The sequence below is a fragment of the Streptomyces sp. NPDC088733 genome, from assembly GCF_044751185.1.
GTDB lineage: Bacteria > Actinomycetota > Actinomycetes > Streptomycetales > Streptomycetaceae > Actinacidiphila.
Map to the genome: position 1 here is coordinate 1 of NZ_JBIVLH010000035.1, position 15,823 is coordinate 15,823.

A 15,823-nucleotide genomic window follows, 5' to 3' on the forward strand; every position below is an offset into this window, starting at 1 on the left:
CGCCAGGGCAACGCCACGACAGCATCTGCGCACGGCCCCTCCTGGAACGGATCCGCGTTCCCCGCACCGGCCTGGGCCGACCACGCTGCCGGCCCAACCAGGTCATCGCAGACAAGACACCCCATGCAGCTATCAGGTCAAGCAGCTGCGGCGAGCGGGGGCGGCGCGGGTGTGTTGAAGGCGACTCCCTCATTGAACTTCTGGTGGCTGGTCAGGCAGTGGTGGAGCTGTCCGAGCATGCGGTTGAACAGATTGCGGAGGGCTGCGTGATAGCGGTCGCCGACTTCTCGCCGGCGGTTGTAATGGGCATGGGCTCCAGGTGAGGCGGTCAGTGCCGCAAACGCCCAGTGCCGGCCGGTGGCGGCCAGGCGGCCGTTCTTGATCCGGCGGTGGGTGACATGGCGGCTCTTGCCGGACTCACGGGTTACTGGCGCACTTCCGGCATAGGCCTTGAGGTCACCGGCCCGGCCGAAGCGGGCGCGATCGTCGCCGATCTCGGCGAGTATCCGGGCACCAGTGAGGGTGGCCAGACCGGGGAAGCTTGTGATGATCTCCGCGTCGGGATGCTGCAGAAACAGCTCCTCGGTGTCGCGAGCCAGGTCGTCGCATGCCCGGCACGCTGCCTCGAGTTGGGCCAGGAGGGCGAGTGTCTGGCGTCCCCGCCACAACAACAGCGGCCAGCCCGTCTGGAAACTCCGCACCATCGGCCAAGGCTGGGCAGAACGGCCTCGACGCACTCGCCCGCGCCCACGGCGTCACCATCGAATAAAACCCTCGGAACCACCGCGGCGGCACTCGGGACCTGGACCGTCTTCGCCGACGGGGCCGCGTTTTCGATGACGCTGCACACCGCCCGCACCTGGTCGCGCACAGGCGTCACGCCCGTGATCCGAGTCAACAGCGGCAGCAGACGTCACCTGTCACTGGCCGCCATGTGCTGCTACAAGCCCGGCGAGCGGCTGCGGTTGGTCTTCCGGCACACCAGTGACCAGCGGGTCGACGGCCGCAAAGGCTTGTCCTGGAAGGACTTACGAGACCTGCTCAGCGCCGCCCACACCCAGCTCGGCGGACCAATCGTGCTGGTCTGGGAAAAAGTCGGCCTGCACCTCAGTCGCGCGATGCGCGCCTACTTGAATGCTCGGTTCGTAGAGTGCCTTCACTCTACGAACTGTGATGGGTGCGGTTCCTTCGAGTCACGGCCGCGATGAAGTGGTGAGATCGCCGTAAGGCCGTGCAACGGGGGTCGTACCGGGTCGGGATACTGGGCCGGTGGAAGACGGTATGGCGGAGTACGCGGCGGCTACTGAACAGTTGGAGCGAAGGGTCTATCTCGGCCTGCGCGAGGACAATCTTGACCCGCAGGACGTTGTGGCCCTCGCCTGTGAACTGCTCGACTGGTCCCTCTGCACAGAGGCCATCGAGGAGGTCGTCGAACGGAACCCGGCCGAGGTGCCGCCGGCGAAGATGACGGCCCTGGCACGGCGCATCCTGGACGACGCGGGTTTTGAGCCGGGCTTCGACCTCGCCCCCGAGCGTTTGAAGACATTGCGCGCCGCGTTGCGGATCGTTGCTGGCGACCTGCCCACGCGTGGGATCGAGGGTGCACCGGAGATCGAGATCTTGGAGGACTGGTTTCCGGCGGGAGCTGGTGTCCGCCTTGCCGACGGCGTCAGGCTCAACTGGGGCGGTCAAATCCTGCCGAGCGCGTGCGACGACCCGACCACGGCACTGACCGGCCTGACGATCATGATCCAGGAGAGCCTGCTCGAACAGACCTGGCAGGTCTGGCCAGTGTGCCCCCGACACGACCTCGGTGTCCACGGCTCGGAGCGGGACGGCAAGGTCGTGTGGTGGTGTGCGGGCGAGGGCGGACACGTGCTCGCGCCGGTCGGCGAACTCTCCAGCGTGCTCGGCCGCCGTCGTCACAGGTAGGGGCGGCGGTGGCGTCGGTGGTCAGGACCACGCGGCCGGCGTCCATTGCCTCCTGGTCGAAGTAACGTGGACAGGGTGCAAAAGGCTTCACGAATGATCTGGTCCACCGCCGAGGTGGAGGCACCCGATGCGTTCAGTTACTGGTCCGACGTCATCTGTGACGCTTTCGTGCGGGTCTCAGCCCGGGCGACGGCCGCTGTGCCTTTCGAGGGGCGCATTGAGCACGCCCTGCTCGACACCATCGAGCTCTCTACGGTCTCGTCCGGTGCGCAGGAGGTGGCCAGGACCGGGCGTCTCATAGCTCGTGACAGCGAAGAATTCGTGCTGGCCAACATCCAGACCAGCGGCCGGGCCCAGATCTGGCAGGACGGACGCGTCGCCGCCCTTCCCGCTGGGGCGATGGCATTTGTCGACAGTGGGCGTCCGTACAAGCTGCGTTTTGCCGGGGCCTTCTCACAACTCGTGGTGCGGGTTCCCCGGATGCTGCTGCCACGGCGCGTGCTTGCCGACGCGACGGCGGTTGCGCTGGATGCTGCGGGACCGGGTCGGCTCGTCAGCGAGTTCCTCGTCGGCCTGAACCGCCAGCAGCAGGACGCCCCGGATGCGGCAGCGGCCCTGTTGCCGCACGCGGTGGGGCTGCTGGACTGGGCGCTGAGCTGGGCGGCCTGTCACGGGCCTGCGCAGGCATCGACCGCCGCCATGACCCGGGAACGGGTCCACAGGTTCGTCGTCAGCCACGCATGCGATCCGTCCCTGGACGCCGACACTGTGGCCGCCGCCTGCGGCCTGTCGCGCCGGAGCCTTTACCGCGTCATGGCCCCCGACAGCGAGCCGCTCAGCGCTCTGATCCGGCGCCTGCGAGTGACCCGTGCCCAGCAGCTGCTACGGGCTGCCCCCGAGCGGCCCCTGGCCGCTGTCGCCCGCGAGTGCGGTTTCGGCGGAGAGGCTCAGCTGCACCGAGCATTCCGGGCCGTCACGGGGATGACGCCGGGCGCCTACCGGTCGGGCGCGTACGCAGAGCCGCGTTCCGGGCCCTCAGCCCGCGGCTGAACGGAGCGGTGACGGCATGAGTTCCCTGACCATCTCGATGAACCGGGGCGGCGCCGGGGGCATGGGGCTGTCCACGGATTCGCCGAGGGCCACGTCGTATCGCATCCCCCACGCAGGATCCACCACCTCGTAGCCGTCCTGCCGCAGCCGGTCGACGTTGCGCTGCACGGCGGGCTTTTGCCACATGCTGCCTGACATCACCGGGAAGAACACCACGGGGTGGACCGCGGCCATGATCGTGGCGGACAGCATGTTCGGTGCCGCGCCCGCCGCGACGGAGGACAGGACGTTCGCGGTAGCGGGCAGCACGGCCGTCATGTCGTGCTCGGCGGCAAGTGTCGCGTGGTTCTCCCGCGGCCACGTGTCGGCCGATGCACCCGTGACCACGCGGTCGGCGGACAGGGCAACCGTGTGCGCGGGCAGAAAAACGGTCGCCGTGTGCGTCATCAGCACGGTGATCGTTCCGGTGAAGACCGTACGCAACGCACCGATGTAGGAGGGAAGCGCGACCACGGCAGCCGAACCGGCGGCGCCGATCAGAAGCCGACCGTCAAAGGATGTGGTGTTGTGGTTCGTCATGATGACACGGTGCGCCACTCGCCCGGGCCGTGAGTGACCGCGCGTGCCTGTCCGTATGACAATCTGTGCCAAGGGGCGTGCCGCAGGATCTGTGCCCCCGGCAAACTGGGTGATGTGCAGGTTTTGCCCACCGGTGAGATAAGCCCATCTACGACGCCCCCGGATCGAGCGTGGGCCTCGCCGCCCCACACGAGCCCGGCTCGCTGAACCTCCACGTCGCGATCCGACGGCTGCCTGGCGGTCATCGCCGAGGGCTTGGTAGGCGAGCAGCGCCAGCGCGTTACCTGTCGGGCTAGTGTCACGGGCCTCCTCACCGCATGACATCAACGCAGGGAGACGACCGCGGAGCCAGGCAGCCGGAGACCGTCCAGAGACAGCCGGTGTAGACACCTTCCGGCAGGTCGCCAGGAGCCTGGCCCGAACTTGCAAGGCAGACGTCGGCGGTTCGAAACCGTCCACACCCACCGGCGAAGAGACCCCAGCCGGTCATGGCTGGGGGGCATTGACATCCGGATCCGACATCAACGACCACGCTCACTCGCCCTCCGAAACAGCCGGTCCATGTGGCTCATGGCCTCACGCTGGGTGTTCTGCACGCCGTGCGTGTAGACCTTCAACGTGCCCGCGATCTGGCTGTGCCCCAGGACTTCCATCACTCCGCGGGGCGTGACGCCGGCGCCGGCGCCGGTCAGCAGCGTGGCGCCGGCGTGTCGGGCATCATGCAGCCGGATCACGCGGAGACCGGCGTTGCCAGCGACGCGCATGATCGAGCGGTACAGGTTGCGCGGCTCGACGATCCCGGAGCAGGAAGGGCAACTCTTTTCCTGGCCTGCTGCGTGTCCACTGGGCGGTGATGTCGGCGAGGTGGACGCGCCGGGTGCTGTGCTCGATGAAGATCAGGGCGTACAGGCGCTTGAGTGAGACGGTGTCGAGGTGCAAGGAGTCGGCGGCGATGATGCCGTGGGCCTGGTCGGTGAGGAACTGGTTCCAGGTCGGGCCGGAGCGTTGCGGGGCGGGGTCGATTCAGGCGGCATGAAGGATTTCAGAGATTGTGGATGGGGCGATCAGGTAGCCGAGGCGGGCGAGTTCGCCTTGTATTCGGCTGTGGTCCCAGCTGCTGTTTTCGCGGGCCAAGGGCAGGATGGGCCGCTTGACGGCCAGGGCGACGGATGGGCGGCCGGGGCGACGGTGCTGGGCGAAGATCCTTCTGCGTGCGGCGGTTTGCCGATGCCGGCGCAGCAGTGTGGTCGGGGTGACTGCGAAGACCTCGCGTCATCGCCCGCGGGGGACCAACCGTGACAGCAGGGCCGGCCGGATCCGCTCGGCACGGTGACGGAGGTGGGGTTCCCGTTCACGGTCGCGGTGAACGTACCGGCGGTGTAGGTGTGGGTGGTCTGCCCGCTCCCGGTGGCGTCCAGGGCGACGGTGACCGTGGGGCTGCCGTCCCCGAAGTCCACCACCGCTGTCCCGCTCGGAGTGCCCCCGGAAATGCTGAACGTCACCGATAGCTCGCACTTCGACGTGAGTGAGGTCGTCACCGTCAATGGCGAAATCTCCGTCACGTTCGCCGAATTGGCGTTGGTGACGTAGACGTTGCTGTTCTGCGCCGCCGCCACCGAGAACGGGAACGCGCCGGCGGGGACGGTGACCAGGACCGTGTTCGTGGCACTGTCGATCACCGTCACGTTGTTCGAATTCGAGTTGCCGACGTAGACCTTGCCGGTCGGCGCCACCGCTATCCCGAACGGGCCCGCGCCGGTGGGGATGGTGGCCAGGACCGCGTTCGTGGCACTGTCGATCACCGTCACGTTGTTCGAGACGGTGTTGGTGACGTAGACGTTGCCGTTCGGCGCCACCGCGACCACCCCCGGGACCGAGCCGGCGGGGACGGTGGCCAGGACCGCGTTCGTGGCACTGTCGATCACCGTCACGTTGTTCGAGGTCTGGTTGGCGATGTAGACGTTGCCGTTCGGCGCCACTGCCACCGCGCCCGGGAACCCACCGGTGGGGCGGGTAAGGACGGTGTTCGTGGCGCTGTCGATCACCGTCACGTTGCCGTCGTTTCGGTTGGCGACGTAGACGTTGCCGTTCTGCGCCACCGCCACCGCGTCCGGGACCGCGCCGACGGGGATCGGGGAGCCGACGACCGCGTTCGTGACGCTGTCGATCACCGTCACGTTGTTCGACGTCGAGTTGGCGACGTAGACCCTGCCGTTGGGCGCCACCGCCAACGCGAACGGGCCCCCGCCGACGGGGACGGTGGCCAGGACCGTGTTATTGGTACTGTCGATCACTGTTACGTTGCTCGAGCTTTGGTTGGTGACGTAGACGTTGCCGTTCGCCGCCACCGCCACCATGGCCGGGTTCGAACCGGCGGGGACGGTGGCCAGGACGGTGTTCGTGGTGCTGCTGATCACCGTCACGTTGTTCGAATTAGCGTTGCCGACGTAGACGTTGCCGTTCGGCGCCACCGCCACCGCCAGCGGGCTCGTGCCCGCCGGGATCGTCACCGTGGAGAAGGCCGCGCTCAACGGCGCGGCCACACGCCCCTGCACGGCGGGCACCTCAGATCCACTCGCGGGGTTCAAGCGATTGTGGCGCAGGACCTTCTGTGTTGCTGCGAAGGCGTGCGGAGCAGCGGTGGGTAGGAGGGTGGTGGAAAGCGCTGCCAGGATGACGCTCAACCAGGTGAGCCACTGGTGCCGTGCGCTACGGCGTATGTCTGCGAAGACGCCGCCGGATATGCGCACAGGGGATATGAGGGACATTGTTTCTCCAGGCCGATCGGCTCTTGGCAGCCGTCATGATGGATTGCGACGGCTGAGCAGTAGTGAGAGCCCAGCCATCCGTCAATGCACATCCTTTGGGCCGCTACAGTGCCCTGCCAGCCGGAATGCTCTGAACGTGATCGCTTCCCGGGACTCCCTCATGAGCTCAGGAGTGTCTCTGTGGCGCTTCAGGCAGCGTCATCGTGGACTTCCCATGGGCGCAGATAGCGTCATGACGGCCAGGAGCAGCCCAGCTGCTACTCAGCGGCGTTCGGCCAGGGAGCCGATCTCAGTCCTGGTCTCATTCGCATGGGTTCAGCCCCGTTCAGAGGAGTCCCGCCTCCGGCCGGACCCTGCAGGAACGAGCCCAACGTGAACAGAGGTGATTGACCCCGTACCGACCTGCGACTGGCATACGCAGACCTGGAAAGCGTGCACGTGAGTCATTCGGTCGAGCGACGGCAGCGCTGACGGCAACGAGGGCGAACGACGGAACCTCTCACCAACCCGCCGCGGCGGTCCCGGAAGCCCGCCGGCGAGAGCTGCAGGGGGCGTGCCCACATCTTCTAAGCGCCGGCTCCGTCGAGGCTGACATCACCAGGGGTGCTCGCCGGAGAGCCTTTCGCCAGCACCGGGGCGGACCGGACCGCAGGATTCGCCGAGCGCTACCGGGAAGCGGGACAGGACTCCCCCTGCCCGCCCGGTGCATCGCGCACTCGGCCTTCGACACCGCCGGCGGCCGCAAGGCAGCGCTCGCCCTGCTCACTGCGACCGAGGACCGGCCCACTGCCCTCTTCGCCGTGAACGACTTCGCCGCGATCGGAGCCGCAGGCGCGGCCCGCGACCTGGGCCTCAGTCTCGGCCGGGACCTCGCGCTGGCCAGCGTCAACGACACCCCCTGGCGGCCGAACTCCCTGTGCCGCTCACCAGCGTGCACTCCCCCATGGCAGAGCAGGGACGGCGAGCGGTCGACCTGCTGGTGCAGCGCATCGCCGGCGAGGCGCCCCGGTCAGAGGTCCTGAAGCGGCGCCTCACGGTGCGGGCCTCCACGGGTGGCCCCGTGGGCCCTGCTTTGGCGTGAGCGACACCGGTTCACCGCGCCGTCCAGTTCTTCCGGACCCTGAGTAGGCGGTGCCCACCAGCTCAGGGATCGGGCAGGGACAGAGAGGTCTGCCGGAGAGTTCCTTGTCCGACCAGGGTCAATCGCGTCGGGATGTTCTGTGTGCCGACTGCTCGCACCCGCCCCGGGTGCGAGGACGTCCACCGACCGCTGTCGGCTCGTGCCCTCAGGTGTTCGTACGGGGCGAGCGGTGGACGGGCTGAGACTGTTCCGACGGATCAGCCGTGGGGTCCGGCCTGGATCAGGAGCCGGTGCGCTTCCTGCAAGCCCGGCGGCAGGTCGTCCGGCGATGCCCACTTGGCTTCCAGAACCTCAAACGCGTCGATCTTCAGCGAACCGCCGACGAGTGTTGCGGCATACGCCACCTCCACGCGCAGCTTGAAGCCGCTCTTGAGGTGGACGAGCTCGCCGACCTGGACTTCGAGGCCGGTCTCCTCACGCACCTCGCGGGCGACGGTGTCACGGAAGTCCTCGCCCGCTTTGGCGTAGCCGCCGGGCAGGCCCCACGGGCGGTCCTCGGGCCACAGCCGGTGACGCAACAACAGCACGCGGCCCTCGCTGTCGCGGACAACGCCGGTCACACCGACCATGTACTTGCTGTTGGTCAGCCACATGATCCTCCACTGCAGGGGTCCCCGGATGATCCGCCACAGTCCGGCGATGATGCGCTTCATGCCATGCCCTTAAGGAATCGGGCCGCCCATGCGTCCCGCGCAAGGGCCACCATTGCGCATGGAAGGGCGACCTTCCAAACACGCCGAGCGGACGAAACCCCCTGCTCGACGGGGATGGTTCAGCTTGGTGGTCAGGCCGCTGCGCCACCGTGCGAGCCCGCGGTTGTCCCGCTCGGAGGTGGTGCCGCCGGGCGGCTCCGTCTCCTTGTCCGCACGTCTTCCTCGCCCCGGAGGTACTGATGGTGCCTGGTCGGCGCTGGGGGCCGCCTGGACCGCTCGCCGGCAAGCCGACTGCGCGTGCGGGCCGTCGGGTTGTCGCGGCTGCCAGTACTGCGACGGGCCGCGCGCACCGCCCGACGTGCTCGCACGCCGGCGACCAGAAGCGACGGGTTCCGCGGACGCGGATGCGGTGCGCGAACGCACACCGCGCGGTGCGACAAGTACGGGGTGAGACCGTCGTCCGACGGTCAGAAACGGAGATTCCATGGAATCGGAACACGACGCCTGCGGCGGCCCCGACAGTGACGCCCAACTCTCCAAAGCCGCGGACGATCCGTCGGCATTCACGCCTCTGGTGGAACAGCACTCCGCTGCCCTGCACGGCTACTTCGCCCGCCGGGCACCCGTCGCCGCGGACGATCTCCTGGCCGAAACGTGGTTGCAGGCGTTCGCCGCGCGGCGCACGTTCGACGCCTCGCGCGGATCGGCGCGCGGCTGGCTGTTCGGAGTGGCCCGCAACGTCCTCGCCGGCCACGTGCGGCGGACGGCACGGACGGAGGCCCTGCCGGGGGGACAGGTCACCGACCCCTGGCAGGCGGTGGACCAGCGCCTGGACGCAGCAGCGCTGGCACCCGTACTGCGAATCGCGCTCGCAGAACTGCCCGAGGCCGAGCGAGAGGTGCTGCTCCTGGTCAGTTGGGAGCAGCTGACGCCCGCCGAGGCGGCCGCCGCCGTGGGCATCCCGACCGGGACGGCCCGTTCGCGGCTGCACCGGGCCCGGGCCAGATTGCGCGAACGGCTCACGGCGTCTCCCCTCGTGGGACGGGGCTTGACCGTAACAGGAGAACTCGCATGAGCACCTACGACGTGGAGGAGACGGACATGACCGAGCGGCAGGCGCTGCTGGACTTCCCCGGCGCCGAGGCGCTGCAGGCGGCGGGCCGGGTCGAGCCCCTGTCGGCCCGGGCGCTGGCCCGGGCACTGGCCGCGGTCGAGGAGGCCGTGCAGGAGGAGACGGTAAAGGCCCCGCGGGAGAAGGTCGTGGTGACGCCGTTCCGGAGGCGCCGCCGTGTCCTAGCCGTCGTCGCTGCCGCGGCGGTGGCGGCCGGCGTCGCCGTGACCTACGCGGACACCGGGGCAGGAAGCTCGGGCACGCGGCACGAAACGCAGGCGGAGTCCGCTTCGGTGTTCCTGAACGACATCGCCGAGGTTGCCGCCACCCAGCCGGCGGGCTCGGGAACGTACTGGAAGGTCCGCACCAGGACCGGCACCACCTACATCTCGCGGTCCATGGAACTGACCTACACCGCCACCGGCGGGACCGGCCTCAAGCGCCACTTCCGCGGCTGGCAACTCGGCTCGAAGCAGCTGGACTGGAACAGCCTGGACAGCCTGACCACCGACCCGGTCCTGCTGCGGCGATCCATCCTGAGCGCGCAGAAGGGCCCCTGGGAGGAGGACGCGGGCACAGTGGGCTTCGAACAGGCGAGCATCCTGCTCAGCAGCGCCCCCGCCAGCCCGGAACTGCGCGCCGGACTGTTCAAGGCACTGTCGACGCTGCGAGGCGTCACGAACGCCGGCACCGTCAAGGACGCCGCAGGACGCAGCGGCACAAAACTGGTCTTCCACGGAGCCATCGGCACCACAGAGGTCATCATCGACCCGAAGACCAGCACCCTCCTCGAACTCGACACGCCGTGGAAAAGCGACAGGAACGACCAGCGAGTGACGGTCCTGTCGGCCGGCCTGACCGACACGACCGGCTGACGCAGAACGCGGCTGCGGCGGTCGGCCCCGATCGGGTGCCGACCGCCGCAGCCGCGGCAGACCCTCACGGCCGACAGTCCGGCAATACCGCACCAGTGCACGACCCAAGCCCGTCGGCTTCAGTGTCGGGGCTGCGTGCTCACGTCACGGTCACGGCCGCCGCGTACCCGCAGAATCCCGACCCCCCTCTCGGGCTCTTCCCTGTGTTCGCTCCGAGAACGGCCCGGTGAGGAGCCGGACGGCAATGGAACAGCCGCCTCGATCAGGTCCTGACCGGCGGCGGTACGTCCCTAGGAATGGCTGTCGGCTCCCCGTTCGCCACCGACCGACTCGCCGATCCACGTCACGAGCAAGCCGACCAAAAGAATCAAGCTGCCGGTACGCGATCCCCAGTGCCGAAGCCCGTCTCCCCCGATCACCGGGACCACGACCCAGTTCCAGCTCAAAGCGAGAGCGGCAATCAACTGCCCCAGGCCGAAAAGACGCGGGCGGCGAACGTAGCGCCGGTTCCAGGGGAGCACCCAGCCCCAGGCCATTGCTGCAACGCCGGACGTGGCAAGGACCCCGGTCAGCAGGACAAGCGGCACAGCAAAGTAGAGCGGCACGGTTCCCTCCTCGCCCAGCGCACGGATCTGCGCAGGAAACTGCCGTGATCATGGCACGCACTCGACTGCACGTCCACGAGCGGCAAGCAGGCTGGTCCAGGGCGATGCAGTCCTGGGGGTTGAGCTGAGATCACTGGCCGGCGAGTTGGGCCAGCATGGGCTGAAGCCGCGCTGACAGTGTGTCGTCGGTGCGTTCCAGTTCGCGTGTCAGTGCGGTCAGCACGGCGGCCAGGGCCCGGCGTAGTTCCGTGTCGTCCAGCGACCGGATCAGCGTCTGGTGGAGCGGAGCGGTGAGTTCCTGCGGAAGCAGGTGGGCGCCCTTGGCGTGGGCGGAGGGGTGGCCGAGGCGGAGGCAGGCGAGTGCGATCACCTGGTCGCGGACGGCACCGATCCAGTACTCGGCCTGCCAGTAGCGGCTGCGTTCGATGGAGGTCCGCGCGTGGAGCGCGTGGTGCCAGGCCAATCCGACGAGGTGGTCGTGGCCGGGAGGATCGCCCCGCCTGAGGGGGACGGTGGGGCCGAAGACGGTGCGCCAGGCAGGCCCGAGCGGTCCGAACTCACCGACCGGGGTGAACGCGATGTCGACCTCGAGCCAGCCGGGCAGGAGGAACACCCGATAGACCGTGGAGCCCGAGGGCAGGTCCCAGTGGTGCCGGGCGAAGAAGTCCTCGTACAGCGTTGCCGTCCAACGCTCCAGCACGGGGCCGGGTTCGCCGTCGACCGCGAACGCAAGGTCGAGATCCGACCAGCGGTCCGCGGCACCGACGGCCTCAGCCCGTCACCGCCGCGCCCACCACCGCAGGATCCACGCCCGCGAGAACCAGCAAACGCTCCCGGACACGGTCTCGTTCCCCAGCATCAAACACGCCCCCGACCCTACCCACCCACCCCCATCGCCGGGGCAATGTCGGCATGTGGGCGGCCGCAGACAAGCCCTACCTGGACGACCGGTGGAACGAGGGCTTCACCAACGCCTGGAAAATGTGGGAGGAGATCGTGCCGGTCGGCTACAACGGCAGCCACCAGCGAACCCGCGCCTACCCGCACAAGAAGCGCGCCTCACCGCGACCGGTGACCGCCCGGCCACCGTCGCCCCGAACGGTCGCCGGAGTGTCCCGAGCTCGAAGCCCTCACCCGGCACGTCCCGCTCCTTCGCGGTCATGCTCACCCAGCGCAGGGCGAACACCTGCCAGCCCTGCTCGACGTCGTCCGCAGGACGACTTGCCCAGCGTCCACACCCTTGACGCCGTCACCGCCGGACGCGCCTTGCCTTGGGGCTCGGGCGTGGTCGAGGGGCATGTCAACCGGATCAAAATGCTCAAGCGTCAGATGTTCGGGCGTGCTGGCTTCGCCCTTCTGCGGAAGTGCGTACTGCTCGCAGAGTGATCGCCATGTCGGCGGCTGATGCAAGGATCCTGACGCGCCTACATGGGGAGATCGACATGGGCACCTGGGACACCGGCCCCTTCGACAACGACACGGCCGCGGACTTCGCGAATGCTCTCGACGACGCCAAACCCGAGGAGCGCGAGGCACTGGTCCGTGGCATCCTCACGCGCACCGTCGACGCCACCGGCTGGCTCGCCGAGGGAGAAGAGGCGGTGGCCGCCGCCGCGCTGATCGCGGCGCTATGCCCTGGCGGCGATCCAATCGACATACCTTACGGCCCTGAAGAACCCATGCCCGCCTTCCCCGACGATCTCCGAACGCTCGCGGATGAGGCCCTCGCTCGCGTCATCAGCGACGAGGCCGGGCCAGCCTCGAACTGGGCCGACCCGGAAGACTGGAAGCAGTGGCGAGCCACCCTCAACCGCCTGCGCACAGTCCTTGCTCCACCATCACCGTCCATCCCGCTCTTCAACATCGAGTAATGACAGAGCGTCACCCGGCACAAAACCTGAGCCAGAACCTGAGAACGGACAGTGAATGCTCACCGCTTCGGGAGGCGGCGGAGTTCACTCGTGTTCGACTTTCTACACTGCCGGTAGCGGTGAGACGAGTACTGACTCCTCATCCATCGGTCAATATCAAGGGGCAGAACTGCTGACGACCTCCGCCAGTTCATCAGCGGCCTCGGGCGTCAGGCGGTAGAACCCCTGAAGGCTGTTCGATTTTTCGAGGCGACCGTCCACCACGTACTTCAGGCCGCGGGTCTGTCCTCGCCGGTTGCGCCAGGCAAGCTTGGTGAGCACTTCACCGGAGACAGGTACATCGAAGCACACGGGCGTGGCGTCCACATGTACCGCCTGAGCCCCGCATCCGCCGGCTCCGAGCATCGACCAGTCGTCATGCCCGGGATATGCAGGCTCTTCCCAGGTGGTGGGGGCTGTGCCGCAGCAATCGCGACGGCCCGCTTCGATCACTCGGGTCACGTCCGCTGGAGTGGTGTATCGACGGCCACTCGGTGATCTCTTCTTTGAGGCTATGCGGTGAGTTCGGTGGGCAGGGCGGTGTCGTCGGTTCCTGACTCGATCGGGTGGCGGCGGGCCTTGGCCAGCAGATCGAGGCCCATGTAGCGGCGGGCCTCGGTCCACTCGTCGTTCTGCTCGGCCAGGACGGCGCCGACCAGGCGGATCACGGCGGTGCGGTCGGGGAAGATCCCGACTACGTCGGTGCGGCGGCGGATCTCCTTGTTCAGTCGTTCCTGGGGGTTGTTGGACCAGATCTGCCGCCAGATCTCGCGCGGAAAGGCGGTGAAGGCCAGCAGGTCGTGCTGGGCGGCGTCCAGGTGTCCGGCGGCCTTGGGAAATTTCGCTTCCAGGGCCTGGAGGACGTTACGCATCTGGGCTCGGACAGCGTCTGCGTCAGGTTGTTCGAAGACCGTCCGCAGCAGTGTGGCCATCCACGGCTGGGCCGATTTCGGGACCTGGGAGAGCAGGTTGCGGGCGTAGTGGGTGCGGCAGCGCTGCCACGAGGCGCCGGGCAGGGTCGCGCCGATCGCGTCGACCAGGCCGGTGTGGGCGTCGGAGACGACGAGCTGGACGCCGCTCAGGCCGCGGGCGATGAGCGAGCGCAGGAAGGCGAGCCAGCCGGCGCCGTCCTCGGCGGTGGCGACGTCCAGGCCGAGGATCTCACGGTGCCCGTCGGCGTTGACGCCGACCGCGATCAGCGCGTGGACGTTGATGATGCGGCCGCCCTCGCGGACCTTCTGGGTCAGCGCGTCGACCCAGACATAGGCATACGGTCCGGCGTCCAGCGGCCGGTCGCGGAACGCGGTGACCTGCCCGTCCAGGTGCTTGGACATGGCACTGACCTGGGATTTCGACAGTTGGGTGACGCCGAGGGACTCGGCGAGTTTCTCGACCCGGCGGGTGGACACGCCGAGCAGGTAGGCGGTGGCCACCACGCTGATGAGTGCCTGTTCAGCCCTGCGACGTCGTTCCAGGAGCCAGTGCGGGAAGTAACTACCCTGCCGCAGCTTGGGGATGGCCAGCTCGACGGTGCCGGCCCTGGTGTCCCACTCGCGCGGGCGGTATCCGTTGCGGTGGTTGACGCGTTCGTCGCTGACCTGCCCGTATTCGGCGTTGCAGAGGGCGTCGGCCTCCGCGGACATGAGCGCGTCGGCGAACGTCTTGACCATCGCGCGGAGCAGATCGGGACTCGCCGCAGCGAGGTTCTCCTCGGTCAGGGCGTGCACGGGCAGACTGTCTGGTGCGGTCATCGTGCTGATCTCCTTCGAGCCTTAGACATCTCGAAGATCAGCCGGTGGCCGTCTCTATATCCGGACCCTCACCCCGACGCCAGGACAAACACCCGAATCAGGTGGGAACCCGTACACCACTTCCAAGGACGCAACCATCACTCGCATCTGACTCACCACGAACACTTCGCGTTGCTTGACGTGCAGCGCGTACACCTGGTCCCCTGGGCGAACGCCCGACCACGCGGGCAGGGAGGAGTGAACGCCGCTGAATGCGACCGGCGGTCGCTCACCCACGCGCCCTGCCTTGCGCAGCGCTCGGCACGTGTCATGGGTCCACAGGACGGTGAAGGCATCAGACATGCCGTGATCCTACGAACAGGGACTGACAGCCTCCTGCGTGAGGCAACGCCGGGCGCGGTGTGCTTCCCTGAGGCCAGCACGTGCCTGGTCCAGTCACCCACGTTCTCAAGGGCGCCGCCACCGCGGCAGCAGTCACCGCGGCATTGTGGTGGTTCCAACACGTCTGACGGCGATGACCGCGACGCCGCCGGCCACCCATCGGTGGTCGGATCGGTCAACGTGCCTTGTCTGCCAACTCGACCTCCGGCGCGGTGCCGGCAGGCGGGCCGGGAACGGGATCCCCCGGTCCCGACGTGCAGGAGGTGATCACGGTACCGCGTCCCTGTGCCATCCGCGTCAGGGCCTCCCGGGCTGCGGCGCAGTCGCCGGCAGCGCGGTGGCAGCCGCCGAGGCGGAGCCAGCTGAAGGCGCCGAGCGAGAGCACGTACGCCTCCATCAGGCAGAACCAGTTGGTCGCGGGCTCCAGACGCACAGGCTTCTTGCCGACTCGGGCAGTGTCGCCAAGGATGACACCGCGGTCGAAGTCGACGTTATCGATGCAGACGATCCGGTCCTTGGTGACCTTCCGCAGCCGCGGGAGCACCTTCAAAACAGCAGCAGGGTTAAACAACAAGCTGAGGTAGTGCTCGTTAAGCAACGAGCACTGACGCCAAGTCGGATTTCCATTCAGTGAAAGTTTTTGGCTGCTCCCAGACCCGGTGATAGCATCCGAACATTCGAATTCCGATTTAGGGCAGAGCCGGGCCTGAGCGAAGGTTGTGCAACGCGAACGTGCAAGCCTATCGGCCGTTTCTGCATCGCAGCGCAGGGTCCAGATGCGCAGCAAGAGAGGTTCAACAGTCGCCATGAATGCAGATTCTCGAGCTGCCGGCGCGGGTGCCGGGGCTTGCGGTGCTGCTGGTAGCGCACTGCGGCGAGAGTTCGATCGAGCGGACCCCTTCAAACGTCTCAGCTCCCCGGTGGCCCTGTGCGGACGGTGACTCCCCCTCCCCTTACGGAGTTCGCCAAGCGCAGAACGCCGCATGTGTGTTGGCAAGCGTTCGGAGCTTGAAGACTGAGGCCAGGCTGTGTAATCGGCTCAAGAAAGAACCAACACGAGAAAGAAT

General features: G+C 67.9%; 15 protein-coding genes and 3 pseudogenes. 8 read left to right on the plus strand and 10 right to left on the minus strand.

Features of this window, described 5'->3' with window-relative positions; all coding sequences use genetic code 11:
• Positions 1 to 137: 137 nt before the first annotated feature.
• A pseudogene (locus ACIP64_RS37650) lies at positions 138 to 659 on the minus strand (transposase); the annotation flags it as partial.
• Positions 660 to 836: 177 nt separating this feature from the next.
• On the opposite strand from ACIP64_RS37650, the gene ACIP64_RS37655 reads away from it, so the two are divergent.
• The 3 genes from ACIP64_RS37655 to ACIP64_RS37665 all read left to right on the plus strand — a co-directional run bounded on the left by ACIP64_RS37655 (position 837) and on the right by ACIP64_RS37665 (position 2,982).
• Complete coding sequence (locus ACIP64_RS37655) at positions 837 to 1,208, plus strand: hypothetical protein (RefSeq protein ID WP_401596292.1); 372 nt, start codon at positions 837 to 839, stop codon at positions 1,206 to 1,208.
• Positions 1,209 to 1,269: 61 nt separating this feature from the next.
• The gene (locus tag ACIP64_RS37660; RefSeq protein ID WP_401596294.1) at positions 1,270 to 1,932 is read left to right on the plus strand and encodes a hypothetical protein; all 663 of its coding nucleotides are present in this window, start codon (positions 1,270 to 1,272) and stop codon (positions 1,930 to 1,932) included.
• A gap of 93 nt (positions 1,933 to 2,025) precedes the next feature.
• Entirely contained in the window at positions 2,026 to 2,982 is a 957-nt protein-coding gene (locus tag ACIP64_RS37665) for a helix-turn-helix domain-containing protein (RefSeq protein ID WP_401596296.1), read from the plus strand.
• On the opposite strand, the gene ACIP64_RS37670 is transcribed toward ACIP64_RS37665, so the two are convergent.
• Positions 2,968 to 3,561 (minus strand): flavoprotein, encoded by a 594-nt coding sequence (locus ACIP64_RS37670; protein ID WP_401596298.1) that lies wholly within the window; start codon positions 3,559 to 3,561, stop codon positions 2,968 to 2,970. The genes ACIP64_RS37665 and ACIP64_RS37670 overlap by 15 nt on opposite strands.
• 521 nt (positions 3,562 to 4,082) lie before the next feature.
• Positions 4,083 to 4,355: pseudogene (locus ACIP64_RS37675) on the minus strand (tyrosine-type recombinase/integrase); the annotation flags it as partial.
• Here ACIP64_RS37675 and ACIP64_RS37680 point away from each other — a divergent pair.
• Complete coding sequence (locus tag ACIP64_RS37680; RefSeq protein ID WP_401596301.1) at positions 4,324 to 4,482, plus strand: hypothetical protein; 159 nt, start codon at positions 4,324 to 4,326, stop codon at positions 4,480 to 4,482. The pseudogene ACIP64_RS37675 and the gene ACIP64_RS37680 sit on opposite strands and share 32 nt — an antisense overlap.
• A gap of 143 nt (positions 4,483 to 4,625) precedes the next feature.
• Here ACIP64_RS37680 and ACIP64_RS37685 read toward each other — a convergent pair whose 3' ends face one another.
• Positions 4,626 to 6,125, minus strand: coding sequence for a hypothetical protein (locus ACIP64_RS37685; RefSeq protein ID WP_401596303.1), 1,500 nt, complete (start codon positions 6,123 to 6,125; stop codon positions 4,626 to 4,628).
• A 590-nt stretch (positions 6,126 to 6,715) separates the two neighbouring features.
• Here ACIP64_RS37685 and ACIP64_RS37690 point away from each other — a divergent pair.
• Positions 6,716 to 7,410: pseudogene (locus ACIP64_RS37690) on the plus strand (substrate-binding domain-containing protein).
• A 257-nt stretch (positions 7,411 to 7,667) separates the two neighbouring features.
• Here ACIP64_RS37690 and ACIP64_RS37695 read toward each other — a convergent pair.
• Entirely contained in the window at positions 7,668 to 8,123 is a 456-nt protein-coding gene (locus tag ACIP64_RS37695) for an NUDIX domain-containing protein (protein WP_401596306.1), read from the minus strand.
• A gap of 484 nt (positions 8,124 to 8,607) precedes the next feature.
• Between ACIP64_RS37695 and ACIP64_RS37700 the strand changes: the two genes are divergently transcribed.
• Both ACIP64_RS37700 and ACIP64_RS37705 read left to right on the plus strand, forming a co-directional pair.
• The gene (locus ACIP64_RS37700; protein WP_401596309.1) at positions 8,608 to 9,198 is read left to right on the plus strand and encodes an RNA polymerase sigma factor; all 591 of its coding nucleotides are present in this window, start codon (positions 8,608 to 8,610) and stop codon (positions 9,196 to 9,198) included.
• Positions 9,195 to 10,109, plus strand: a complete 915-nt coding sequence (locus ACIP64_RS37705; protein ID WP_401596311.1) for a hypothetical protein — start codon at positions 9,195 to 9,197, stop codon at positions 10,107 to 10,109. The genes ACIP64_RS37700 and ACIP64_RS37705 overlap by 4 nt, the downstream gene beginning before the upstream one ends.
• A gap of 290 nt (positions 10,110 to 10,399) precedes the next feature.
• Here ACIP64_RS37705 and ACIP64_RS37710 read toward each other — a convergent pair whose 3' ends face one another.
• Complete coding sequence (locus ACIP64_RS37710; RefSeq protein WP_401596314.1) at positions 10,400 to 10,714, minus strand: hypothetical protein; 315 nt, start codon at positions 10,712 to 10,714, stop codon at positions 10,400 to 10,402.
• 130 nt (positions 10,715 to 10,844) lie between these two features.
• On the minus strand, positions 10,845 to 11,414 hold the full coding sequence (locus ACIP64_RS37715; RefSeq protein WP_401596316.1) for a hypothetical protein: 570 nt from the start codon (positions 11,412 to 11,414) through the stop codon (positions 10,845 to 10,847).
• Positions 11,415 to 12,156: 742 nt separating this feature from the next.
• Between ACIP64_RS37715 and ACIP64_RS37720 the strand changes: the two genes are divergently transcribed.
• Positions 12,157 to 12,585: a DUF4259 domain-containing protein gene (locus ACIP64_RS37720; protein WP_401596318.1), complete on the plus strand. Its 429-nt coding sequence runs from the start codon at positions 12,157 to 12,159 to the stop codon at positions 12,583 to 12,585.
• 156 nt (positions 12,586 to 12,741) lie between these two features.
• On the opposite strand, the gene ACIP64_RS37725 is transcribed toward ACIP64_RS37720, so the two are convergent.
• The 3 genes from ACIP64_RS37725 to ACIP64_RS37735 form a co-directional block, all read right to left on the minus strand.
• Positions 12,742 to 13,086 (minus strand): hypothetical protein, encoded by a 345-nt coding sequence (locus tag ACIP64_RS37725; RefSeq protein ID WP_401596321.1) that lies wholly within the window; start codon positions 13,084 to 13,086, stop codon positions 12,742 to 12,744.
• Between the two features lie 50 nt (positions 13,087 to 13,136).
• Complete coding sequence (locus ACIP64_RS37730) at positions 13,137 to 14,375, minus strand: IS256 family transposase (RefSeq protein ID WP_401596324.1); 1,239 nt, start codon at positions 14,373 to 14,375, stop codon at positions 13,137 to 13,139.
• Positions 14,376 to 14,931: 556 nt separating this feature from the next.
• The gene (locus ACIP64_RS37735; RefSeq protein WP_401596327.1) at positions 14,932 to 15,564 is read right to left on the minus strand and encodes a hypothetical protein; all 633 of its coding nucleotides are present in this window, start codon (positions 15,562 to 15,564) and stop codon (positions 14,932 to 14,934) included.
• Positions 15,565 to 15,823 lie beyond the last annotated feature (259 nt).

Coding starts and splice junctions, on each gene's coding strand:
- ACIP64_RS37655 (WP_401596292.1), top strand. CDS start 837: ATGACGCTGCACACCGCCCGCACCTGGTCGCGCACAGGCGTCACGCCC.
- ACIP64_RS37665 (WP_401596296.1), top strand. CDS start 2,026: ATGATCTGGTCCACCGCCGAGGTGGAGGCACCCGATGCGTTCAGTTAC.
- ACIP64_RS37670 (WP_401596298.1), bottom strand. CDS start 3,561: ATGACGAACCACAACACCACATCCTTTGACGGTCGGCTTCTGATCGGC.
- ACIP64_RS37680 (WP_401596301.1), top strand. CDS start 4,324: ATGATCGAGCGGTACAGGTTGCGCGGCTCGACGATCCCGGAGCAGGAA.
- ACIP64_RS37695 (WP_401596306.1), bottom strand. CDS start 8,123: ATGAAGCGCATCATCGCCGGACTGTGGCGGATCATCCGGGGACCCCTG.
- ACIP64_RS37700 (WP_401596309.1), top strand. CDS start 8,608: ATGGAATCGGAACACGACGCCTGCGGCGGCCCCGACAGTGACGCCCAA.
- ACIP64_RS37705 (WP_401596311.1), top strand. CDS start 9,195: ATGAGCACCTACGACGTGGAGGAGACGGACATGACCGAGCGGCAGGCG.
- ACIP64_RS37720 (WP_401596318.1), top strand. CDS start 12,157: ATGGGCACCTGGGACACCGGCCCCTTCGACAACGACACGGCCGCGGAC.
- ACIP64_RS37730 (WP_401596324.1), bottom strand. CDS start 14,375: ATGACCGCACCAGACAGTCTGCCCGTGCACGCCCTGACCGAGGAGAAC.
- ACIP64_RS37735 (WP_401596327.1), bottom strand. CDS start 15,564: ATGGCGACTGTTGAACCTCTCTTGCTGCGCATCTGGACCCTGCGCTGC.